The organism is Acinetobacter sp. DMC2 (genome assembly GCF_056314305.1).
Window position 1 is genome coordinate 275,115 of record NZ_JBQUYP010000001.1, and the last position, 24,560, is coordinate 299,674.

Consider the following 24,560-nt stretch of genomic DNA (forward strand, 5'->3'; position numbering starts at 1 on the left):
TTGCTGCCCATATCATACGGAAAATCATCATTTTTGCAAAAACAGTCAAAAAAACCGAGATGATTTGCCCTCGGTCTTTTTTTATATCAAGCATTAGAAATGCTAGTTTGAGTTAATTAAAAAATTTGATATCAGTCGGTGTTGATATTTTTGCTGCATTACCAGCGGGTTTTAAGGTACCTTTGTTGGCATCAAAACGGAACAAGCTAATGTTATTACTATAAACATTGGTTACATATAGATATTTACCCGATGCATCGAATGAAAAAGCACGTGGTTCAATACCATTGGCCTTATAAACTACTGGTTTAGCTAGTAATCCATTCTGCTGAATTTTAAATACCAAAAGTTTATTGTCTGCCCCTCTGTTAGCAGCAATCACATATTTGCCATTTGGACTGAGGATAATTCCACTCGCGCTCTTAAATTCAGGTGTTTTGTCTTCGTGAATTAGTTTTAACTCAGCCACTTTTTTCAAATGACCATCTTGTACATTAAATGTCACAATTTCGCTTCGCATTTCTGCGGTAACGTATGCATGTTTGCCATTTGGTGAAAAGACCATATGACGCGGGCCAGAACCATGCGTAAAAGTCACATCTCGGCTATTATCCGCTTCGAGTGGTTGTGATTTATTCGGGTTATAGTGAAAAGTATAGACTTTGTCATTTCCCAGATCGCTTGCATATAGATACTTACCGTCTGGGCTAAATGTGGTCGAATGTGCATGACCACTGTCCTGACGACCTTTGACGTGACCAGAACCCTCGCTAAAAACAATATTTTGTACTTTTTCACCTAAATGGCCGTTTGACAAAATTGGGAAAACAGCTACCCCACCACGACCTTTATCAAATGCGGAATAGTTCGACACAAATAGGAATTTACCATCTAAACTGATTGATGCATGTGTTGGATGTCCACCATGGCTATCCACTGTGTTCAATACATTCACCTTTCCATTTTGAATGGATAATGCAGTCACCGCTCCTTCATTTTCTTCATTAGTAGTATAGGCAAAACGGCCATCTTTCGATTTCACAATCCAAGAAGGGCTTTTCATTTTCAAGACATTAACAGGAGTTAATGTTCCATCACTGTTGACTTTAAGCTGGTACAAACCTTCACTGGCTTGCTTTGGTTTTTGCGCAAGTGGTGCGTTAGGGATCGATGTCCATGTTCCTACTAAAGCAATTTGTTGTTGTGCAGCATTTACGGTAGAGCCCCATCCAAATGACAAAAGTGTCATCGACAATGTTGCTGTTAGTTTTTGAATTAGCCCACGATATTTAGTATTTGTATCGTTTTCCTTGTCATATTTAATTTCAACAGAAGTATCTATTTTCACTGCTATATCCTTGGAAAAAACCACCTTATTTGCACTTATCAACAAGGTATTATCAATTTAGTTTCATTTAATGATTCTGAAAACTAATTTATAAAATAGTAATTTTCAAGTGAGTTTTCTTTAATTAAAAGCCTGTTCAAGCTTTGGTTCTTTTTAAGAGAATTAAGACTCTATATCGATAAATATTCAATTTTTTAATTCATATAGAAATACTTAAAATAAAAGCCCACTAAGAAGTGAGCTTTTATTTCGTTATTACTTGAGACTAATCAAATCATTATAGTTACAAAGGTACTTTCTAATGTTTAATTTCCATCTACTAGAAACGCCAGTTATAGAAAAGATCGATCGCTCTTTCTAAAGACTGACTTGCTTCTAAGTATAAACGTCGATTCATTTGATAACGTAAAGTCAGTTTGTTCACTGGGGTGAATACGCCAACACCATAACGAATAAATAGATCAGGTGTGATATAGCCCGTTAAGCTCACCTGCGTATCTTCTCCCGTACCTTGTGCATCTAAAGCCAAGCCACTCAAACCGAAAGTACGTCCAATCTGATTCGTTAAAGCACGTGTACCACCCAACCCCATACTAATCCCTGCGGCAGCAATGGTGTTATTTACATCGGACTTAAATCCTTCTGCATTACTTAAACCACTTGAACCTTCGTTAATACGTCCGGTAACGAGTGCGTTCAATGCTTCTTGCTCAGATAGTCCGGCATCATTGTAAACCTGAATGTTTGGCGATGTTGCAGTACCTGTAACACGTACCCCAACCATACTGCCCTGAACATTTTTGTTGGCATCGATATCTAAAGTAGGATTTGCCAATGGACCATTAAAACGCGCAATTGCTCGATTCAAATCTAGACTTTGTCCATAGGCTTCGATTTTCACTTTTTGACTGACACCAATTGCTCCGTTAGCTCGCATTGCAGTCTCGTAGCCACGTTGACTTAAGTTTAAACGACCAACTAAAGGAATATTACTGTTGAAGCCTTGGAATATCACTTGATTTCCAATATTAACAGCAATATCAGCTCGAATATCCCAAGGTTTAGCAGCCCGTAAAATTGCAAGCGGATCTTGGCCTTGTCGAACTATGCGGACATCTGATGAGGTGTTAATGACTGGAGCAGTTGTTTCTGGCATTGAAATACGTGCACGAGGAACATCTACCGATCCTTTTAAGCTTAAACGCTTATCGAAAGGATACATATCAAGTGTAAGGTTTGGATTAGCAATCGCAGTAATTAATGGAGCCTGACGTACAAGTAAATTATCACCTTTGAGGTTTAATTGAAGACGCGGCGAATCTTTCCATTCAAAACTACCTTTTAAAAGCCCTACACCTTGACCACTGTTAAACGCACCATCAATTGTTGCCATGTCCTGACGAATTGATGAGTAAACCTGAACATTCGTTAAATTAACTGGAAGTGAAATCATACTGATTGCGCCATTTTTCAAACGCATTTCACCAGTAAATTGTGGCTGAGTTAATGTACCGTTGACTTTACCAGCCAAGGCTAAGGTCCCGCTCAGTTTACGGACATCTTGAATAAATGGTTTTAATACTTTTAATTGAACATCATTAAAAGCGACTTCACCATGCATTGGCATTGATGGCTGGAATGGATTGATAATGACGTTCGCATAACCCGTACCAATATCAGGTGTTTTCACATCAACACGGAATAACAGTCCTTCAGATACACTTTTTGCAATCACACCCAGCTCATCATAAGCCAGAGTCGTTGCAGGGTCTTGAGGATCTTCAGCAGCTAAACCAATTTCACCTTTACGCGTAATTAAACGTGCATCAAGTTTTGGATGTCCACCATTTACCCACGCTGCCTTGGCATAACCATTTAGCTGCCCAGTCATTGCCAAGCCTTCGGGCATAAATGCCGCGAAGTCACTTAAATCCATGTTTTGAGTTACAAACGAAATATTACCGCGAGCCTTACTTACTCGTACTGGCTGATCAAAACAGAGCTGGCTATTCGCACTTTGCCAACAATGTTGACCTACATATAGCTCAGATCTTGCAGAAGAATAAATCACTGGAGCATTTTGATTTTGTGCCAGACGAATACGTCTTGAATCAAAACTTCCTTTTTGGATTTGACCTAACCAATCATTGTTCTGGTTAAACCCACCTGCCAACTGAACATAGAACTTTGAAATACTATTATTGCCAAGTACTTTCAATAAATGCGCTTTTCTCGTTCCTGTCAAATTCACTTCCGCAGATTGAATTTGTCTATTTCCACTACGCAAATTATCTAATTTTGCGGTTAATTGAGTTGGCGTTGTTTCCGATGTCGGAAGTTCACCCTGAATACTTAATCTCTTCACACTCACTAAAGTATTAAAAGCAAAATCATCTACTGCGATATTTGCTGTTGCTTTTAAACGTGGCTGTGATTGTACATTCAGATCCCCATAAGCTCGACCGCGTAATCCTGGGTATAACTCGTAAAGTGCTGGTGCATTGAGCTTAATTTTTAGATTTTGAGCATTACCTGTCGCCTGTAGCTGATTCTGCCCATAGACTAAAAATAAATTATTTGCTTCAAATTGCTGAGGTAAAAAGCCGTTTTGGTTAGAGTCCATCAATAAAGATAGATTCCCCTTACCTCGAACAGGTTTATTATTTATAAAACCAGCAAGATTCAATTGTTGAATATTAATTCGTTTTAAATGATCTGACCAAACCCCTTGGGTTTTCAGATTACCTGAAAGTTCACCTTTTACAGCTGAGGTAAAATATTGAGGTTTAAAGCGCACCAATGAACTATTAATATCCCATGCAATGCGATCTTTCAAATTTACAGAACCCGTTGCATAGATTTTCCCAGCGACACCATCATGCTGTAACTGGTTAATTCGAATAAAATCTGGTGTACCCGCTATAGAAAACTTCAATAAACCATTTGCCTGTTTTAGGGCTTTTAAAGATCCATCATAATTAACTGCAAAACCTTTAAAGCCACCACCAGCTTTTACATCATGGAATAATAATGCTGCGGTACTTTTCCCACCCAAACTTACAGTCTCTTGACCAGCTTGAGCTAGTCGACCAGTTAAATCAATTTTCTCAAATTGAATGATTTGCTGATTTGGTTTAGCAAAACCATTCGCTTTAATCGAACCGTTTAAAAGATTAACAGGTGCTGCCGCATGAATACTTTGTGGATTAAAATCTTTTGCATTTAATAATGCATTCCAAACCAACTGACGTTTTTCAGTCGGAAGAAATACTTTAGCTTGACCAGTTAAGCTACCTTTTTCAGCAGCAAAACTAAAATTGGGAACATTTAAAACGTTATCTTTAACATTCAGATTGGCTAGATATTGTCCTGCTGGCAATAAAGTTTTTTCATGCTGATATACTTTTGTCGCAACTTTAATATCTTGCTGACCATCACGTAACGTTAAATCGACCTGACCACTATCACTACTTAACCACCCAATATAAGGCATTGCACGATCTATTTTCGTCCAAGCTACATTCATGAGCATTGGCTGAGGTTTATTATTTTTTTCAGGAGCCTGATTAAACTTAAGCTTCCAAGATTCATAACGGTCAAAATCAACGTTAGCAAATAATTCAGTACCTTTTTCTAAAGAACCGGTTGAGGCAACAGCGGCATCTAAACTTGGTGGTAAAAAGTCTTGTACAACCTGAGGAATGGCTTTGTCTTTAGGGTTAATATGGTCTAAACGGCCTTTAATATCCCAAGTAACATGATCTTTCCAGCTGACTAATCCTTTTAGGTTAACAGCGCCTTTCATGACTTGGCCATTAAAATCAGTGATATTCAACTGATGAACCAAATCAGTATTCATTAAAGCGTTGTATTGACCTTCAGGTAAGTTCTCACCTTTTAAATCTGTATCAACGGCTAAATTAAGTTGTTTGATATCACCTTGAAACTTGATTGCACCATTTTTTGCAAATAATTTTTGTTCAACCAATAAAGGTAAGTGATAATTTTTTAGTAGTAACTCACCTTGCATTGGAACTTCATCACGAACAGGATGCAATACCACCCAACCCGTTAACAAATCGGGAGTTGTTGTTGCAACCCCAGCTTTTAAAGTATCTAAACTTCCGCGTGCAACGACTTTAATATTTTGAATATTTAAACTTTTTAAAGATGGGATTCTTAAATCTGCTGTAGCATCTAATGGATATTTACCACTGAAATCCATTTTTCCTGTGGCATTGTGGACTGAAAGATACCCCATATCCATACTGGATTTTTCAAATTCCAGTTTAGTCTCTGACCAAAGTGCATCTTGCAAATGTACATCATGAAAATTTACATCTGAGGTTGCTAGCTTAATTTCTAAATGATCAACATCAGCTTCATCAACACGTAGAACAAATGGTAATTTAATTGGCTTAAATTCGAATGCCTTACCAGACGGCGGTGTTTTATTAATAATACGTAAATTACGAACATCCGCATGACTTAAATGCACTTCTTTTTCTAATAATAAAGAGCGCCAACCTAAGCCTACGTCAGCTCTGTCTAATGAAACATCAACTTCCGTTAATTGCACCAAAACATTCTTAAGAATAATTCCGCGCAGTAAGTTTCCGCCTTCGTATTCATATTTAATTATTTTCTGAGCTTCTAAAACCCGATCTAATAAAAAACGACTTCCGCGATCTGTTGACATCATGATGACTAACGAAGACGCTAATAATAAAAATATGATCAATATCGTCAGCAGGAAACTACGCAAAATGCGCCGCTTCTTAGGTGAGCGAGGTGCCGAAGTTGGCTGCTGTTCTACATCCGCCATAAAATAAACCTAATAAAATTTTATTTTTAAAGTTGTGGGCCTATAAAGAAATGTAAACGAATCGGATGATTTTCATCTGAAATACCCGATGCGACATCTAAACGGATTGGTCCGATTGGAGACTTCCAGCGAATTCCAACTCCAACGCTATAAGCTGCTGGATTATTAAAGTCTTTATCATAGGCATTACCAAAGTCTGAGAAAACAGCGGCTCGCCAACCGTCCTTAAACTGATAGTTATATTCTAAAGAACCTACAGCCAAAGCTTGCCCCCCAATTTTATATCCATCTACTTCTGGGGAAAGACTCTTATAGTCAAAACCACGAATTGTCTGGTCACCACCAGTAAAGAATCGAAGATTGTACGGAACTTTGTCAAAATCGTCGGTAAAAATGTAGCTAAGGTCAGATCTTCCAACGAATTGATGATCATCATTTTCACCAAGAGAATAAATAAATCTCCAACCTGCACTTGCAATAGCCATATTGGCATCGGACAGTAAGCTCTCGCTACCTAATTCTAGTTTATAGGTTTGTTTAAAAGCTTTCGTTGGATTTAAACGTGTATTACTCGAAGTTTTAGAGGTTTCATAACTAAATAATAATGCTTCTTGCTCAGATGCAGCTGTTTTAAACGCATCTGGTAACTCAGAAATATCAACATCCCCTTGTTGAGTTAAACGGTCTAAACGATAGCGAACACCAATAGTATGTTGCCAGTTCCCTAGTGGACGTTTGATTACCCGTTCACCACCTACAACAGCAGATTCGGTTAACAGACTTACATCTGGACCAATATCATCACGAGTTTCACGCTCATATCCACCCACGATGTTAAAATAGTCATTTAACGGATGCTTATAGGGAATACTATATCGGCCATCAATAGATTGACGAATTTGTGAGACTTCTAAGTTAGCATCAAAAGAATGACCGTATTTATTGACAATAGAGCGGCGATACTGACTACGTAAACGTGCACCGGTATCGGTCCCATAACCAATACCCGTTTCTAAACTATTTAGCTTATCTGCATTTAAAGTCACAATGACTGGAATTCTTTTCGTTTCACGTGCTTGAGCTTGTAAACGATCTTGTTCAGCTTCTTTGTCATCCTGCTGACTTGGAGCACTTTGCAACATTGCTGTTTGAGGTTCTCCCTCTTTTACTTTTTGTGTTCCAGCAAACTGTTTTTCATCTACTACATTTTGTGTAACTTCTTTATTAGATGTAGCTAATTGACGTGCTTTAGCAAGTTGTCTTTCTTCAGGTGAAAGTAAATTAGATTCATCCACATCGATATTTTGCTCATCGACTAAAGCTTGCAAATCTGGTGGTAGTTCAAGTGGCTTTTCAATTGGATCGGGTTTGATGCTATCAACTAAGGTGTAGTTAAAATAACGAGAGTTGGTTAGGTTATTTGCTAAAGTATTTACACGCCAAAATGCATAGTCATCACCCTCTTTCCAAGGGGCCATACTTTCTAAAATATTTTGGTTCAAAGGTAAGGGTTTCGATGGATCGCTCATACGAAACTCAACCTTATCTAATTTATAGCGCTCACCTGTTTCGTAGCGCAAATTGATATCAGCCTTGTTTTCTGGCTGACTCACTTTCACATCGTGCAGTCGCCAATAAGCATCAAAATAACCGTTATCAGTGGCTGCGTTAACAATTCTGGTTTTAGTGGTTTCATATAAACCATGGTTAAAGATATCCCCAACATCCTGATCAGGAATTAAGCGAATAACCTGAAACTGAGGGCGTTTTTCACCAGCACCAGTAAATTCGATATTTTGCTCATTAATTCGCACTGGTTCATTTGGGGTAACCTTAACGCGAACTCGGCTCGGACTTAATTTTTCAAATTTAAACTCAGCATTATAATAACCCACTGCTTGAGCAGCCTGATTACTTAATGTTCTGAGCTGAGGTAAAGCCGCATTAAAATCTTCGAATGATTCTTGGGTGAAGGTTGATAATTTCCCTTTAATATTTTTAGCCAGTGCATCTGAAGCACCCTCCACATCTGCACTAATACGCGGCACTTGCTCCATCGGAATTGCACGTGGTGGGCGCACTTTATTTAAAATACGTTTAAAGAAACCAGCTTGCTCAGGTGGCTGCTCAGCCTCCGGAGTTAACTCAGGTAAAGTTTTTCCAGTTTCATTGGCTTCGACTACAATCTGGCTGTCAGATTTAATCTCTTGCATAAGCTGATCAATATTTACAGGCGCTTGATTAATCTCATTTAATTCAGACTGAGTTGCATCACTGACTGTAACTTCGGGTAGCTTCTGAGTACCATTTTGGAAGTTTTGCGCCTCACTTTTAGCTTCTTCAGCGACTTTATAAATTTCGTTTGCCATGTTTTGATCAACAGGCATGTCCGGTAAATCATCAAGATTATCAAGCGTAATTGGCTTGAATTCATCAATTTGATTTGGAAATTGTTCTTGTTGTTGCAATATAGCCAAGCTATCTTGTTGTTGCTGAGCTTGGGTCACAAGTGTAGCAATATCTGTTATTGGAGCAGTTGTTTGCTGACTCACTGGAACTGATTGTTCAGTTGAAGCATCAGGCACTGTTTGATTTAAAGTTGAAGTGTCACTATCAACTGAAGTTTGAGCAAAACTTTGTGTTACACAAACCGTGAACAACAAGCTGCTACAAATAAGTTTAGGAATCCCCTGCATTTTTAAAATTAAATGCATAGAATGAGAGAGAGTTGACTGTTTAAACTTAATTTTAGAAGGCATAGAAAACTCTAGACTTATTTTTAATAAAACGCACCAAGGTAAGTGTAAAACTCACTCAAAACCATTGATTTTTCATTTAATCAAGCGTTAAAAATATCATACATGGTTTTCGATGCAAATTAACAATCGGTCACATTTTTTTATAAAACACAATGAAGTTTGCACATGATGAAACAAGATGAGCACCTGATGACATCACGTCGGTTCGTACCGATGTTTTTTACCCAGTTTTTTGGCGCATTAAATGATAACGTTTTTAAGCAAGCTTTATTATTAGTGATTACTTATGGCTTGATTCAACAGCAATCTGCCCCTGTAAGTACTCTCAATAATTTAGCAGCTCTCTTGTTTATTTTGCCCTATTTCTTTTTTTCGGCCACTGCTGGACAAATTGCAGATAAATATGAGCGCTCACAGCTCGTCCGTGGCATAAAAATTTTAGAAATTATTATTATGCTCATCGGTACTGCGGGTTTCCTGTTGGGGCACTTATGGTTGCTTCTTTTTGCCTTATTTTTGATGGGGACACATTCAACATTCTTTGGTCCTATCAAGTACGCAATTTTGCCTGAAATTTTAAAACCGCAAGAATTAATGTCTGGTAATGCTCTGTTTCAGTCGGGCACTTCAATGGCAATTTTATTCGGGATGATTTTAGGTGGTGCTGTAATTGCATCATCGCATGGGAACTTATTGTGGATTAGTCTTACTGTTGTGATTATTGCTTGCATTGGCTATTTATGTAGTCGCTTCATCTTGCCACAGAAAGTTGCTGCTCCCGATTTAAAGATTGATTGGAATTTTCTTCGCACAAGTTTTCAAACAATTAAATATGCTAAAAGCTTACCTTTAGTGTTCACCATTTTGTTAGGTAACTCATGGTATTGGTTTTATGGCGCTACTTATTTAACGCAAATTCCACAGCTCACCCAACAAAATCTGCATGCATCAGAAAATGTGGTCAGCCTTTTGCTGACTTTCTTTTCAGTCGGTATTGGCGTCGGGTCTCTTCTTTGCCGTAAAATTGGTGGCTCAGAAATTAATATTAAAATGGTACCAATTGGTGCGATTGGTCTTACCGTTTTTGCACTCTACCTTGCTGCGAGTTTAGCTTTTGTACCCGAAAGAACTGGCACATTACTTACATTAAAAGATATTTTTACCCAAGGTTGGGTTTACTATCACGTCATGATTGCGGTGACTTTACTTGGGATTAGCGGCGGTTTTTATATTGTTCCTTTATATGCCATGATGCAGGCTTATTCACCACGTTCACATCGTGCTCGTGTTGTAGCAGCAAATAACATTTTAAATGCCGTTTTTATGGTTTCATCTGCAATTTTTTCAATCTTAATCTTAAGTGTTTTAAAAATTGATATTAAAATACTATTTATTATTACAGCTGTACTTAGTGCTATCTTTAGTATTTGGCTTCTAGCACGTCTAAAACCAATGCTTGCCACAGCACATCTTTCTTTGGAGGACTAATTTATGCGCCACTATACTGGAATTGATCAGCTCATTAACTCTTTTGATCAAGCATTACGTAGTCTTGTTCCGGGTGCAACCGCAGCACAGCGCCAAAATCCGGCCGAATCGGTTGAAGCAAAACTAGGAGTAGAAGATGCTCGCCATGTCGCAGGTTTAATGCGTGTTAACCATAGTGGTGAAGTGTGTGCACAAGCCCTTTATCACGGACAAGCATTAACGGCGAAATTGCCAAATGTACGCAAAGAAATGCAACAAGCAGCAATTGAAGAACAAGATCATTTAGCGTGGTGTGAAGTTCGTTTAAAAGAGCTAAATAGTCATACTAGTTTATTAAACCCAATTTGGTATGGGCTTTCGTATGGCATGGGCGCACTTGCGGGTATTGCGGGTGACAAATATAGCTTAGGTTTTGTGGCCGAAACTGAACGTCAAGTCAGCCTTCATTTACAAGATCATTTAAACCAGTTACCTGCTCAAGATGATCGTTCTCGTAAAATTTTAGAGCAAATGAATGAAGATGAATTACATCATCGCCATACAGCACTTGAGGCAGGTGGTGTTGAATTACCATATGCAGTAAAAATTACGATGACTGCTATTTCAAAGCTAATGACAAAAACTAGTTATTATCTTTAAAAAAACAAAGGATTGATCTAATTCGGATCAATCCTTTTTTAAATATTATTTTAAGCCGTGATCATATTTGAAACGTTCAATATCTCGAATTGAGTTCCAATAGTTTCGATTAATACGGTCACGATCATTTTGTAATTCTCTTAAAAGCTTACGATAACGTTCACGCTCTTCTGGCTTTAATTTTTCGTTATAAGCACTGTCAGAATATTGCTTAAACTTTTCGTCATAACGATCATATTCATTTTTTGCATTATAGTAGTCGGAAGCTGCCTGATAATAAGGTCTTAAACGATTACGCTGCTCAACTGGGCACACATTGATATTGCCACTACCTTCTAAAGCACTATAAAAAATATTTGTTGGCTGGCAATAATACCCTAGACCTTCCTTATACCCGCGTTCATATGACTTTTGATCTGGAACAATATTGGCTTTTCCACATGCTTTGTAATATTGATCTAAACGTGGTGACGAACCTTTTGAACCATCTTTCTCACCCACTAATGACCAATTCGCAGTCTTACATTCTTCTACGCTCATTGCAGCACAACCTGAAAGGCTGATTGCTAGAATGGCTAAACCGATATTTTTCATATTAAGAGAACTCAAAAATAAATTAAAAAAACGCAAAAAATAAAATTCCTGTAAACACCCTAAAAGGTCCTGCTCTATTCAAGACTTCAAAAATAAGTGATTCACTGGATAAGTCTTAAGTTTAAATCAGTTTGACTATCTCACCAAATTGAAAGGTCATAATTCTTAATATTGTTTAATTTTAAAAAAGCAAATTCGCAGAAATTTACTCGCTCTTAAACGACCTTTATACACTAATTTTACTTAAAATAATTACCTTAAAAATTAATTACAAGATTTTGATTATTAAAACAAAAAAACAAAATAACTCATAAATTACCGTTTAATCATTTTACTCTTTTTTTACGCGATTAAATTCACACGCTACGGTAGGATTTTAGCTAAATAACCACCAAGGTTTTTTATAATGAGTACGCATATTTACCCAACTTTAAACTTACAAAATCCTTACTTTAAGGCATTTAAAATATCAGATGATTTTATTCCTCCAATACAAACTCACATTTTCAATTCCGAGCTTTTTTTAAAAGAGGTTGATGAATATTTAAATTTATATCCTCAGACTCAGCACATTGATATTTGTCTGCACGACTTGAACGGACATATTCGAGGGAAACGGATTGATGTTAAAAGTTTAAAGAATCTCTCTAATGGATGCTATTTTCCACTTTCTGTTTACGCCATGAGCCTTGATGGAAAAGTGATTGAAGAGACAGGTTTAGGAAAATATATTGGTGAACCAGACAGGCTTTGCCTACCCATTTTAGGCAGCTTACAACCCAGCGCATTATCCCCAGAATTAAATGCTCAGCTTTACCTATCCATGCAAGAAGAAGATGGTTCAGATTGTCCCTATGAACCACGTAATATATTAAAAAAATTATTAAATCAGTTACAGGCTATCAATTACTTTCCTGTTATGGCTGCTGAACTAGAGTTTTATCTTTTCTCACCTCAGCATCAGTCTGAAACCTGCATAGAAAACCAATGTTTCGATATTGATGCACCGAATAACTATCAGCAAGTCCTAGATGAAGTTGAGAAAGCAGCCCTACTTCAATCTATTGAAATTACCGCTATTGTTGCGGAGTCATCACCTGGACAATACGAGTTAAACCTCCAACATAGTCATGATATTTTAAAGCTCTGCGATCAAATTAATGCTTTAAAAAGAATTGTAAAGCAAGTCGCAAGAAAGCATGACTTAACCGCTTGTTTCATGGCGAAACCAAACTTGGCAAAAGCTGGTAGTGGCATGCATTTTCATATGAGTCTACTCAATCAATACCATGAAAATATATTTAGCTCAGAAGAAGAAAAAGATGAGCTTTCCGTCAAATTACTAAACGCGATTAGTGGACTCATTGAGTTAATGCCTGCATCTATGGCGATTTTAGCACCTAATATTAATTCTTATAGACGTTTTAAAATTGGTCATCATGTGCCATTAGAAGCCAATTGGGATACCAATAATCGTAATGTCGCAATCCGTATTCCATGCTCAGATGTACAAAATCAACGTTTAGAATATCGGGTTGCTGGAGCCGACTGTAACCCCTATCTTGTTGCAGCGACTATTTTAGCTGGCGTGTCTTATGGCTTATCTCATAAGTTACCACTGCCAAAACCTGCACATCTTTTAAAATTTCAAGACGAGCACATTTTATTATCTAATAACCAACCAGAAGCCTTAAAAATATTTAAAGGAAGTCTTATTTTAAAAGGTTATTTAGGCGCTGACTTTGTCGAGCATTGGTACACAGTGAAACAGGCTGAATATCAAAATATTTACAGCCAAATGACTGAAGCAGAACAACATTGGGATATATAAATAAAAAAAGCAAAAAAACTATAAATCACTTTGCAAACCCTTAGGGAGAAATACCCTAAGGTTTTTTTATATCTAATGATTTTTCTGTTGAGCTAAAAAACGTAATCCAACACCAGGTTCAGTAGCAATATAGCGTGGTTGAATCGCGTTATCCCCCAACTTACTACGTAACTTCCCCACCAAAATACGTAAATAGTGAGTATCTTCCTGATGGGTTGGCCCCCATAGTTCTTTTAAGAGCTGTGGCTGAGTTAAAAGCTGTCCTTGATAGCGCATTAATAACGTCAAAAGTTGAAATTCTTTTCGAGTTAACGTAATTGGCTGTTGCTCAACCCACACCAAACGTTGTGTGACATCGACTTTAAGGTAGCCATCGTCATACACATGTGCTTCGTGCTGAATCGGTTGGTTTCTTAAAATGACACGTATGCGCGCCAAAAGCTCTTGCACACTAAAAGGCTTGGTCATGTAATCATTTGCGCCAGCATCGAGCAGAGCAACTTTTTCATATTCATCGGCACGTACAGATAACACAATAACAGGCACATTCGACCAGCTACGTAATTCTTGGAGCACTTCTTTCCCGTCTAAATCGGGTAAGCCTAGGTCAAGAATAACCAAATCAGCACCTTGGGTCGCCAAAGTTTCTAGGCCTTTGTAACCTGTCTCACAGAGCGTAGTTTTGTATTTTTGTGTTCTTAAAGCGATGTCTAAAAATTTACGGATTTGAGGCTCATCATCAATAATCAAAATACGTGTTTCTACAGGTGATGTTTCTGAACTTATCATGACTTTACAACTTATTCTTTTACTGGATGAATGGGTAATCTGATTTGAATTAAAGTACCTTTATTTTGGCGTCCTGAAAATGCTTCTATTGTACCCATATGAGCACCAATAATTGCCTTAACAATTGTTAGCCCTAAACCTGTACCAAATTTTCCACGGTCTCCGCGCTCCATGGTGTAAAACATATCAAAAATGCGGTTTCTTTCGTCTTCAGGAATTCCTGCACCTTTATCTTCAATTTCTATTTTTACTTCATCTTCTGATGAAAGATGAGCACGAATCATGACTGGTTCATCTGGAGGTGAAAAGTTTGCCGCATTTTCTAAAACATTAAAAATGGCTTGCTCTACCAGTGCTGGGTGTACATATAAACTAATCGCTTGTTCAGGTAATTCAACCGACACTTGAGTATCTGGTTTATAGCGCTTTAAACGGCGAGTTGCAGAACCAATTAATTCATCCACACCAATCCAATCTCTTTTTAAAGATAGACCCTCATGTCCTAAACGTGTCATATCCAGCAGGTTCTGAATATAACGATCTAAACGCTCACCTTCTAGATGAATCGTTTCAAGTAAATCTTGTTGGTCTCGTTCTGACATATCAGCTTTAAAATGGGCAAGTGTATCTGCTGCACCAATAATAGAAGCAAGCGGTGAACGTAAATCATGCGATACCGAAGATAATAAAGCAGAACGTAATCGCTCTGTTTCACTGGTGACTTTTGCTTGTTCTAGCTCATTGACCAATTGGGTTCGAAGTGCTGCCTGTGCAATATATTCAATTACACTTTCCGTCAGTTTCTTTTGCTCAAAATTTAGAGAAGCCACATCATCCTTAAAATAAATTCCCACAATACCTAGGCTATTTTTTTGTTCTAAAAGAGGTAAAAACCACCAGTTTGACTGACTCAGAGTATCGGTAAAACGCCCACATGGCTGCTTGTGTTTCAAACACCATTCTGCGGCTACTTTTTCTTTATCATTTAGCTCAATATCAGATGAAATTACCTTATCTCGAATAGAAATCCACACTTTAGTTTGTAGTTGTGTTTCTAAAGTCATACGTCCTGTTTGCATGACTTCTTCAAGGTTTACTGCACTAGAAAGCTTACGTGCCAAGTCTTGCATTACCGTAGTGTAGGCATTCGCAGCTTTTAAGGATAAAACTTGCTGGCGTAACTGAGAAGCCAAACGCCCGGCAATTAAAGCTGCTGCAAAAAAAGCCACAACGGTGACTACCCCTTGGTGTGCTGAAATCTGAAAGGTATAACGTGGTGCAATAAAGAAAAAATTATAGGCCAAGAAACATATTAAGGCTGCCACTACGGCAGCTAACATTCGAGTCTTAGTTGCAACAATTAAAACAGAAATAATAAAAATGACAGAGAAGTCTTCAATACCAAATAGAACTTCGGCGAAGTGAGCTAGAAAAATGCTACCGCACGTCACAGCTAAAACAAAAATGCTTTCTTTTAATGATAAAAATGAAGGTTTTTCGAGCTGATTAATCTTTTTAGTACCCTGTTCTGGGTGCAAAATGGTTAAAGCAATCGAGTTTTCTTGATTTAATAATTGCTGAGCTAAATTTTTCTTAAATAACTTTAACCACCATGGTGAAATACTTTTACCAATGACTAGATTCGAAATTCCTCGGTCAACGGCGGCATCCATTAACACTGACGCAACTCGATGCCCATATAAAACCTCGGTTCGACCACCGAGTTGTCGAGCCAACTCAAAGGCGCGGTCAATCTCAATGTATTCTTTTTTATAAGAACTAACTGAACTCTGTCCAAAGTCCAGACTTTTAGCAACATTCACTACAGTCCATGTAGCACCATTACGTTCTGCTAAACGACAGCCTGCTCGCACTAAATATTCAGAAGAGCCTTGCCCATCTATCGCAATCATCAATTCATTTTGTAAAGATATAGATTTCAAACCCTTTGAGGCATAACTCTCTTTTAAGTCTGAATCGACATGCTCAGCAACGCATTGCATTGCGAGTTCACGTAATGCTGTTAAATTTGAAATGCTAAAAAAGCCTTGTAATGCCAGATTTGCTTGCTCTGGCACATAGACTTTTCCTTGATGGAGCCTTTCAATGAGTTCACTGACGGGTAAATCAATTAAGCGAATGTCTCGAATACGATCAAATACCCGATCTGGTACCGTTTCATTTACTCGAACGCCCGTAATCTGGTACACCACATCATTTAAGCTTTCTAAATGCTGAATATTAATAGTCGTAAATACATCTATACCTGCGTCTAGCAATTCATTGATATCTTGCCACCGTCGCTCATGACGACTATTTGGGACGTTACGATGAGCCAACTCATCAACCAACACAATTTCTGGATGCCGAAGCAAAATAGCATCGAGGTCCATTTCGTCTAAAGTATGCCCCTGATATTGCATTTCCTTTCGAGCAATTTCAGGCAATCCTTCCAAGATTTTTAGAGTTTCTATTCGTCCATGAGTTTCAACAATACCCACAACAACATCTGTGCCCTGTTGAAATAACTCTTTGGCGCGGGCGAGCATGGCATAGGTTTTTCCCACACCAGGTGCCGCACCGAGAAAGACCGTTAGTCGCCCGGCTTGATATCTGTTGACATGATTTAATAAGGCCTCAGCCTGATTTTCGCGATTGCTTTGCACTTGATATCATCCAGTAAACTAACAACTTTATTTTTAAGTTAATGTGTAGATTGTAATTGATCTAAAGCAATATTGAGCTGTAATACATTAACACGAGCTTGCCCCAAAACCCCAAACTGCATAGGTTCAATATGCTTTTGCAAAAGCTCTTCCACAACCTTAGGGTCTAAATGACGAGCTTGAGCCACTCGAGCAACCTGTAACTGAGCAGATTCAGGACTAATATGCGGATCAATACCACTACCAGATTTAGTCACCAAATCACTTGGAATTGGTGTATTACCTGTGTGATCTTGTTTTTTCACCGCAAGAATCTGAGCATCAATTTGTTGCTGTAGCTCAGGATTAGTACGCGCTAAGTTTGTACCTGCCATAGCCATCGGGTCATAAGCGACTGCTGAAGGACGTGGGTGAAAATAAGCCTCTCCAACAAATGGCTGAGCAACTAACTTTGACCCTAAAGTTTTATGGTCTATTTCAATCAAACTACCATTGGCCTGATTATTAAATAAAACCTGTCCCGCGCCTGTAGCGATAGCACTATAAACTGCACCGCAACCCACCAGAGCAAAAATTAATAAACCCAAAGATGCTCTTAAGGTCTGACCCAAATTTGCTTCTGAATTTTGTACATAAGTTTTCATTTCAAACTCCAGATTACAAACCAAATAATTGAACAATCACTACATCAATCGCTTTAATGGCAATGAATGGTAGAACCACACCGCCCACCCCATAAATCAACATATTTCGACGTAGTAACTGAGTTGCAGTTGAAGGTTTAAATTTCACGCCTCGGAGTGCAATTGGAATTAATAACGGGATAATAATCGCGTTAAAAATTAATGCAGATAAAATCGCACTGCTTGGACTTGCTAAGTGCATTACATTCAATACTTGCATTTGTGGAATCGCAGCAGCGAACAATGCAGGCAAGATGGCAAAGTATTTAGAGACGTCGTTTGCTAACGAAAATGTTGTTAAAGCACCACGGGTAATCAGCTGCTGTTTCCCAATCTCAACCACAGCAAGTAGTTTGGTCGGGTCAGAATCTAAATCAACCATATTGCCGGCTTCTTTTGCAGCTTGTGTACCCGAGTTCATGGCTAAACCGATATCGGCTTGTGCTAATGCTGGTGCATCGTTGGTTCCGTCACCGACCATTGCAACTAAACGACCTTGTTGTTGTTCAGTGCGAATACAAGCCAATTTGTCTTCTGGTTTTGCTTCGGCAATATAATCATCTACACCAGCTTCAGCAGCAATCGCGGCCGCAGTTAATGGGTTATCACCTGTGACCATGACGGTTTTGATGCCCATTTCTCTTAACCGTGCAAAACGTTCTTTAATGCCGTGTTTAATCACATCAGAGAGTTCAATCACACCCAGTACATGATGTTGATTTGCGACAACCAATGGTGTTGCACCCTTTTTGGCAACTTGTTCAACACGTGCTTTTAACTCTAAATCTTGAGAATAATCTTCATCTACAAACTTCAAGATTGCATCTAAAGCACCTTTACGAATTTGGTCACTATTCGGTAAATTCACACCGGAAATTCGAGTCGAAGCACTAAAAGAGATAAATTCGGCTTGTTCAGGTTCTTGCTGTTTTAAACCTTGCTCTTTTGCTAACTTAACAATCGACTTTCCTTCTGGTGTTGGGTCCGCAAGTGAACTTACCCAAGCAGCAACTCTCAACTCAGACTCGGTTACCGAAGTTAAAGGATAAAAAGAAGTCGCTTGACGGTCACCATAAGTAATGGTTCCTGTTTTATCGAGTAAAAGCACATCAATGTCACCCGCAACTTCTACCGCTTTACCTGATTTTGCCAAAACATTGGCTTTGAGTGCACGGTTCATCCCCGCAATACCAATCGCAGGTAACAAGCCACCAATGGTTGTGGGAATCAAGCAGACCAATAATGCTACGAGCACAACTGGATCAAGTTCAATATGCAAATACTTGGCAATAAATGGCAAGCTAATCACAACAATTAAAAACGTGATTGTCATCACCATTAATAAGAAGCCAAGCGCAATCTCATTCGGTGTTTTTTGACGATTTGAGCCTTCAACCAAAGCAATCATACGGTCCAAGAAACTTTGGCCAGATTCAGCAGTCACTTGCACAACAATACGATCTGTCAGAACTTTGGTTCCGCCAATAACACCTGAACGGTCTGTTCCAGCTTCACGTAACACAGGTGCTGACTCACCTGTAACAGCCGATTCATTAATAGTGGCAAAGCCTTCTACAATCTCACCGTCGGCTGGAACAAGCTCACCTGCATGTACTTCAATAAAATCATTTAAATGAAGTTCAGTCGCTGCAACTTGAGTCGCTTGACGGTCTGTCAAAGAGTTGAGTCTTCGAGCCGTTAAATTTTCTCTTGCTGCGCGTAATGAAGATGCCTGTCCACGACCTCTGGCCTCTGCAACTGCTTCAGCATAGTTAGCAAATAAAATGGTAATAAATAGAATTGCTGTAACCGCGAAGCCAAATAACAGCGTGGTGTAACCCAAGATTGTACTAATGCCTGTAACTACTGTTCCAAGCCATACGATTGCCATCACAGGATTTTTAATTGCATGCTGCGGTAGCAGTTTCACAAATGCATTTTTCCAAACTTCAAAATTTGGCACTGCCATGGTTTGTTTATGGCTATTTACATGAGTTTGTGTATTCATTTTCACTCGCCTCCTTAGCCTTTAACCAACAAAAGTTGATCGGCAATAGGTCCAAGGACAAGAACTGGCATAAATTGTAATAAGGTAAGCAACACAACAATCGTAATCAGCGTTAAAGCAAAGGTTGGAGTTTCAACCTGAAGACTACCTGCTGTTTCGGGTGCTTTTCTTTTTGCTGCTAAACGTGTTGCAATCATTAATGGCAAAATTAAGGTCGGAAAACGTCCTAACAGTAGAGCGATACTACAAGTGACATTCCACCATACAGTGTTGTCTCCAAGACCTTCGAAACCTGAACCATTGTTGGCAAATGCAGAAACATATTCGTAGAACACTTGGCTAATACCATGTGGTCCCGGATTACTAATTCCAGATATGCCTGGAACGCTGAGGCTTAATGCGGTAAATGCAAGAATGATTAAAGGTTGAATCAAGATAATAATCGCGAGCAATTTAATTTCTGCCGCTTCAATCTTACGTCCAAACAATTCAGGAGTACGGCCTGTCATTAAACCTGCAATAAATACTGCAAGTAACAGATAAATCATAAACTGTTGCAGACCACAGCCCACACCACCCCAAATCGCGTTAATCAACATATTGATGAGTTCGACTAAACCAGTAAGCGGCGCAGAAGAATCATGCATCATATTGACCGAACCGTTATTCACCTGCGTAGTGATCGCTGCCCAAACTGCTGATGCGGCTGGTCCAAAACGTTGTTCTTTACCTTCCATTACGGCAAGTTGAGATGCTGTCGATGACATACTCTCAGACCAGACAGCCGCTGCACCTGAAATAATCGACATGAAAAGCATGCTACCAAACACAAAGTAAGCAAACTTTTTACGCTGGGTAAAATGCCCAACCATAAAAATCACAGTAAGTGGAATGAGTAAGATCGCAATCATTTCTAGTAAATTAGAAAGTGGTGTAGGATTTTCTAAAGGCACACTACTATTTGGTCCGTACCAACCACCACCATTACTCCCCAATTGCTTAATTGCTACCATTGGCGCAACTGGCCCTAAAGGAATTTTTTGGGTTTCTACCGTATTGGCTTTATCAATAAGCTGTACTTCGGGTCCGCCCTGAAAAGTTGCTGGCACGCCTTGGCTATTGAGCAACAATGACCAGACAAAACAGAGAGGAAGCAAGAATCGGACTGTAGGGCGAATTACATCTGCCCAATAGTTACCAATTAAAATTTGGTCTGTCTGCTCGGCAACATCGGCTGCAATATGGCTTGGGCGCTGATAAAAGAAAGCTCTTAAGGTCGCGACCACCAAAGCCAGCCCCATCATTGGAGTAATGACTTGCAAACCCACAATACCTGTCATTTGCGACAAATAAGACAATTGAGCTTGGCCAGAATAATGCTGTTGATTGGTATTAGTTAAAAATGAAATAACCGTGTGTAATGCTAAATCCCAACTCATATTTGGTACATGATTGGGGTTTAATGGTAGCCATGCTTGCGTCATAAAAATAGCAAAAACGGCTACAGCTAGAAAAACACAGCTAACAACAAATGCTAGAGAATATTGTTTCCAGTTCATTTGTTGTTGTGGAGATATACCTAACAAGCGATAAACAGGATTTTCAATCCAGTGAAATAATCCATCGCCCACCATCGGCTGATTTGTCATCACTTTGGATAGATATTTACTGAGACACCATGCTAAAAAAATAGCAATAAATAAAACAAGTATAAGTTCTAACATGGCTATTCTCCTCTATACCCCTTGGCTTGATTTGCCAAACTGGAAATAAGGAGATATGAAGAAATATCATTTGTTTTAAGTCCGCATAAAACAATGCCAGACTGATGCAAGATGCGCATTTGAGAATTTATAAGCATCTTTATTGTCCTGAAATAACACTAATTTAGTGAATTTCAGTATGGATAAAATGCCCGTAAATTCTCTATTGAGGAAATTAAAGACCGCGTAAAGTTTGCGTAAAATCTAGTTTGAAGGCCTTTAAACTTTAAAATTAACGACTGGATAAAGCGTGCTATCAGCCTTTAAGGTTTCACAAGGCCAAAGTTCATATAAAGGAATTTTTACATCAAGCGCTAAAGGTAATTTTTTAGAGTTAAATTGCATATGGTCCAGATCACTTCCCCATGCAATCAAATCTACATCTAAAGAAATATGATGCGATGGACGAACACGCCCCGAATCTAACTCAAGTTTCTTTAAAAAAGATTCTATTTGGTCACACGATAAAGTACTTTTTAATAGACATGCTGAATTCCAATAATCATCTCCAATACCATCTCGGCATGGAATTTGATAAACAGATGAAAACTGCACTTTCCCCAAAGTTGCTAATTGTGTATACGCAAAAGTAAAGTGCTGATCTGCGTCTAAATTACTCGCTAGGGCGAGCGCAAAAATTGTTTCTGGTGCGTTCAAGACGAATTCCTACAGCATTAGCTTCTGCAATGATGGCGGGCTTACGGATGGTTATGGTAATTTTTTCAATTGTTGGAAAGGTTTCAAACAAACATTTCAAAACAAGATGTGCTGCATGTTCAATTAATTCAGGTTTGGCTTGTTGAATGGTTTGAGCCGATAACTCACAAATCTGGGCATAGTTGAGTGTGTCCTCAAGTTTGTCAGACTGCGCTGCTCGGCTCAAATCATTATGGATGGTTAAATCCAACATTAAAGGTTGAATAATTTGTCTTTCCCAGTTGAAACAGCCAATCACTGTCTCAACCTTCAAGCCTTCAATAATAATGGCATCCATAAATTTAAACTGACCTTAGTGCTTTAACAACGAAGCAGGTTCCATATTTTGAACCATTTTCAAACGTTGGTCTGCATAAATATCAGTATATGGTGCGAGTACGCGCATAAAACGATCGAAATAAAGCATTTGCTTAAATAATAAGGCAAAATCTCGAGGGAATTTAATACCGTGGCGCTCACCAACCCCTACCATATCCATCATGATATCGTTTAAATCAGCTGGATTTGAAGCGAGAATTTGTTGTGGGTCGGACATTAATACGCCATTAAATAAGCGCTCTAAATCTTGTGCCAATACATCAACATCAACTTTGTTATGAGTCATACCCATTTTCAGCATATTTTCAGCCATTGCCTGATAATCAGTTTTTTGCAATGCATCCATAAAGGCCATGCATGCTGTCCAAACTTCTGGCTTTAACTGACCCACAATACCGAAATCAATAAAACCAATTCGACCATCTTCAAGCAACATTAGGTTTCCAGCATGTAAATCCGCATGAAAACTCTTGCATAGCATGAGGCTACCGAACCATGTATTCATGGCAGTAATTAGTACTTGTGATGGATCTTTAGCATATTGTTTTACGACACTAAAGTCCGTCAAAGACACACCGTATAGGCGTTGCATGGTTAAAACACGACGTGTAGAAAACTGATGATAAACTTTAGGTGCAGTCGCAGCTTTGTTTTGAGAAATATTCAGATATTCAATAAAGTCATCTAAGTTTTGTGCTTCTTCAATGAAATCGACTTCACGAACCATACGGCTTTTAATTTCATCAACAATTTCGGAAAGAGCAGCAAATTTGATTTTTGGTACTGCCCGTTCAAGCAGCTTGGCAGCCCAATGCACCACACTTAAGTCTGTATATAAAATGGTTTCAACGCCAGGCTTTTGTACTTTAATAACAACATCTTCACCTGTGGTCAGCTTAGCTGCATGAACCTGAGCAATTGAAGCAGAAGCTAATGGCTTTTCATCGATGTAGCTAAAAATTTGGCTTAAATCACGCCCTTCAAATTCAGACGCAAGCACACCTTGAATATAACTAAATGGGAGTGTTGGTGTCTGGTCTAAACAACCTTGAAATTCTTCTACATATTCTCGCGGGAAAAGCGATGGAGTACTCGCAATAAACTGACCAAGCTTAATATAAGTTGAACCAAGTGACTCAAAAGTCTCTCGCATGAGTTTGGCATTACTTGGTTTTTCAGTTGCGTATTTAATTCCAGCTTTGGCCGCAACCACTGCTGTTTCACCAATGCGGGCGACGGAACGTAACCCATCAAACAAAATATTTTTTTTCATATTTCTTCAAAACCAAATCATTCAGGTTGAGTGTAGCAAATTTTGTTTCATTTACTGATTAGCTTGCCTGACAAAGTGGGCAATTTACATCTTTATCAAAACTAACAATACGTTGTGTCATATTTAAACCATCCCACAATAATAGTTTCTGCTTTAAAGGTGTACGATTTAACCCTAAATACAGCAATGTGTGATGTGCTTGTAATGACGCTATCATTACAGGAGTAGTTGCAAGTACCCCTGACTCTGCACAGCGAAGGCCTTCATTACTATGTTGTTCTTTTGGAAAAAGGCATTCATAGCAAGCTGAATCTCCTTCAACCATAAACATTTGTGCCTGAAAACCAATTGCTGAAGCACTAATTAATGCGACCTGATGTTTCTTACAAGCTGCATTTACCAAATAGCGGGTTGTAAAATTATCACATCCATCTAAAACCACATCTTGGTGTTCAACCAGTCTATCAATGTTATGTTCGTCTAACCGTTCGTTATAGTATTCAACACAGATATAAGGGTTAATTTTCTGTAAACGTTTAGCCAAAATTTCTGCTTTATAACGTCCGATATCTTCATGACCAAATGCAATTTGACGCTGTAAATTACTTATCTCGATCGTATCTGCATCAATCAGTGTAATTTTCCCAACCCCTGCTCGCGCAAGTAGCTCTGCACTGCTACAGCCTATTCCACCTGCACCTACAATCAGCACATTAGCAAGTTTGAGTTTTTCCTGAGCTTCAATATCCCATCCATCAAGTAAAATCTGACGGCTATAGAGATGCATTTCTTCATCACTTAACTCTACAAAATCGATATCTTGAAGCTCGGTCACGCGTTAATCCTTTCACTTAGAAGC

The 24,560-nt window shown here is 38.6% G+C and carries 16 protein-coding genes; 3 read left to right on the forward strand and 13 right to left on the reverse strand.

The window, feature by feature from the left end:
* Positions 1 to 112: 112 nt before the first annotated feature.
* From ACT53H_RS01355 to ACT53H_RS01365, 3 genes are all read right to left on the reverse strand, one after another.
* Positions 113 to 1,348 carry a lactonase family protein gene (locus ACT53H_RS01355; RefSeq protein WP_476008429.1) on the reverse strand — a complete coding sequence of 412 codons (1,236 nt, stop codon included), beginning with the start codon at positions 1,346 to 1,348 and terminating at the stop codon, positions 113 to 115.
* Positions 1,349 to 1,667: 319 nt separating this feature from the next.
* Positions 1,668 to 6,173: a translocation/assembly module TamB domain-containing protein gene (locus ACT53H_RS01360; protein WP_476008430.1), complete on the reverse strand. Its 4,506-nt coding sequence runs from the start codon at positions 6,171 to 6,173 to the stop codon at positions 1,668 to 1,670.
* A gap of 26 nt (positions 6,174 to 6,199) precedes the next feature.
* Positions 6,200 to 8,932 (reverse strand): autotransporter assembly complex protein TamA, encoded by a 2,733-nt coding sequence (locus ACT53H_RS01365; RefSeq protein ID WP_476008431.1) that lies wholly within the window; start codon positions 8,930 to 8,932, stop codon positions 6,200 to 6,202.
* A 165-nt stretch (positions 8,933 to 9,097) separates the two neighbouring features.
* Here ACT53H_RS01365 and ACT53H_RS01370 point away from each other — a divergent pair, with 165 nt between their 5' ends.
* The gene (locus ACT53H_RS01370; RefSeq protein WP_476008432.1) at positions 9,098 to 10,420 is read left to right on the forward strand and encodes an MFS transporter; all 1,323 of its coding nucleotides are present in this window, start codon (positions 9,098 to 9,100) and stop codon (positions 10,418 to 10,420) included.
* Between the two features lie 3 nt (positions 10,421 to 10,423).
* Positions 10,424 to 11,059 carry a 2-polyprenyl-3-methyl-6-methoxy-1,4-benzoquinone monooxygenase gene (coq7, locus tag ACT53H_RS01375; RefSeq protein WP_004791519.1) on the forward strand — a complete coding sequence of 212 codons (636 nt, stop codon included), beginning with the start codon at positions 10,424 to 10,426 and terminating at the stop codon, positions 11,057 to 11,059.
* A 45-nt stretch (positions 11,060 to 11,104) separates the two neighbouring features.
* Here coq7 and ACT53H_RS01380 read toward each other — a convergent pair whose 3' ends face one another.
* The gene (locus ACT53H_RS01380; RefSeq protein WP_004791516.1) at positions 11,105 to 11,653 is read right to left on the reverse strand and encodes a DUF2799 domain-containing protein; all 549 of its coding nucleotides are present in this window, start codon (positions 11,651 to 11,653) and stop codon (positions 11,105 to 11,107) included.
* Between the two features lie 406 nt (positions 11,654 to 12,059).
* Between ACT53H_RS01380 and ACT53H_RS01385 the strand changes: the two genes are divergently transcribed.
* Positions 12,060 to 13,484 (forward strand): glutamine synthetase family protein, encoded by a 1,425-nt coding sequence (locus tag ACT53H_RS01385; RefSeq protein WP_476008433.1) that lies wholly within the window; start codon positions 12,060 to 12,062, stop codon positions 13,482 to 13,484.
* Between the two features lie 72 nt (positions 13,485 to 13,556).
* Here ACT53H_RS01385 and ACT53H_RS01390 read toward each other — a convergent pair whose 3' ends face one another.
* The 9 genes from ACT53H_RS01390 to ACT53H_RS01430 form a co-directional block, all read right to left on the reverse strand.
* Positions 13,557 to 14,273: a response regulator gene (locus ACT53H_RS01390; protein WP_476008434.1), complete on the reverse strand. Its 717-nt coding sequence runs from the start codon at positions 14,271 to 14,273 to the stop codon at positions 13,557 to 13,559.
* 11 nt (positions 14,274 to 14,284) lie between these two features.
* Positions 14,285 to 16,939: an ATP-binding protein gene (locus ACT53H_RS01395; RefSeq protein WP_476008435.1), complete on the reverse strand. Its 2,655-nt coding sequence runs from the start codon at positions 16,937 to 16,939 to the stop codon at positions 14,285 to 14,287.
* A gap of 38 nt (positions 16,940 to 16,977) precedes the next feature.
* Positions 16,978 to 17,583 (reverse strand): potassium-transporting ATPase subunit KdpC, encoded by a 606-nt coding sequence (kdpC, locus tag ACT53H_RS01400; RefSeq protein WP_174728394.1) that lies wholly within the window; start codon positions 17,581 to 17,583, stop codon positions 16,978 to 16,980.
* Between the two features lie 13 nt (positions 17,584 to 17,596).
* Positions 17,597 to 19,636, reverse strand: a complete 2,040-nt coding sequence (gene kdpB, locus ACT53H_RS01405; protein ID WP_476008436.1) for a potassium-transporting ATPase subunit KdpB — start codon at positions 19,634 to 19,636, stop codon at positions 17,597 to 17,599.
* A gap of 8 nt (positions 19,637 to 19,644) precedes the next feature.
* Positions 19,645 to 21,354 carry a potassium-transporting ATPase subunit KdpA gene (gene kdpA / locus ACT53H_RS01410; RefSeq protein WP_476008437.1) on the reverse strand — a complete coding sequence of 570 codons (1,710 nt, stop codon included), beginning with the start codon at positions 21,352 to 21,354 and terminating at the stop codon, positions 19,645 to 19,647.
* A 258-nt stretch (positions 21,355 to 21,612) separates the two neighbouring features.
* On the reverse strand, positions 21,613 to 22,050 hold the full coding sequence (locus ACT53H_RS01415) for a 2-amino-4-hydroxy-6-hydroxymethyldihydropteridine diphosphokinase (protein WP_476008438.1): 438 nt from the start codon (positions 22,048 to 22,050) through the stop codon (positions 21,613 to 21,615).
* On the reverse strand, positions 22,007 to 22,387 hold the full coding sequence (gene folB, locus ACT53H_RS01420) for a dihydroneopterin aldolase (RefSeq protein WP_104078937.1): 381 nt from the start codon (positions 22,385 to 22,387) through the stop codon (positions 22,007 to 22,009). The genes ACT53H_RS01415 and folB overlap by 44 nt, the downstream gene beginning before the upstream one ends.
* A gap of 15 nt (positions 22,388 to 22,402) precedes the next feature.
* Entirely contained in the window at positions 22,403 to 23,701 is a 1,299-nt protein-coding gene (locus ACT53H_RS01425) for an ABC1 kinase family protein (RefSeq protein ID WP_005306693.1), read from the reverse strand.
* Positions 23,702 to 23,759: 58 nt separating this feature from the next.
* Positions 23,760 to 24,536, reverse strand: a complete 777-nt coding sequence (locus ACT53H_RS01430) for a HesA/MoeB/ThiF family protein (RefSeq protein ID WP_004791496.1) — start codon at positions 24,534 to 24,536, stop codon at positions 23,760 to 23,762.
* Positions 24,537 to 24,560: the final 24 nt, after the last annotated feature.

Coding starts and splice junctions, on each gene's coding strand:
- kdpA (WP_476008437.1), bottom strand. CDS start 21,354: ATGTTAGAACTTATACTTGTTTTATTTATTGCTATTTTTTTAGCATGG.
- coq7 (WP_004791519.1), top strand. CDS start 10,424: ATGCGCCACTATACTGGAATTGATCAGCTCATTAACTCTTTTGATCAA.
- folB (WP_104078937.1), bottom strand. CDS start 22,387: ATGGATGCCATTATTATTGAAGGCTTGAAGGTTGAGACAGTGATTGGC.
- ACT53H_RS01390 (WP_476008434.1), bottom strand. CDS start 14,273: ATGATAAGTTCAGAAACATCACCTGTAGAAACACGTATTTTGATTATT.
- ACT53H_RS01365 (WP_476008431.1), bottom strand. CDS start 8,932: ATGCCTTCTAAAATTAAGTTTAAACAGTCAACTCTCTCTCATTCTATG.
- ACT53H_RS01425 (WP_005306693.1), bottom strand. CDS start 23,701: ATGAAAAAAAATATTTTGTTTGATGGGTTACGTTCCGTCGCCCGCATT.
- kdpC (WP_174728394.1), bottom strand. CDS start 17,583: ATGAAAACTTATGTACAAAATTCAGAAGCAAATTTGGGTCAGACCTTA.
- ACT53H_RS01360 (WP_476008430.1), bottom strand. CDS start 6,173: ATGGCGGATGTAGAACAGCAGCCAACTTCGGCACCTCGCTCACCTAAG.
- ACT53H_RS01385 (WP_476008433.1), top strand. CDS start 12,060: ATGAGTACGCATATTTACCCAACTTTAAACTTACAAAATCCTTACTTT.
- ACT53H_RS01370 (WP_476008432.1), top strand. CDS start 9,098: ATGATGAAACAAGATGAGCACCTGATGACATCACGTCGGTTCGTACCG.
- ACT53H_RS01380 (WP_004791516.1), bottom strand. CDS start 11,653: ATGAAAAATATCGGTTTAGCCATTCTAGCAATCAGCCTTTCAGGTTGT.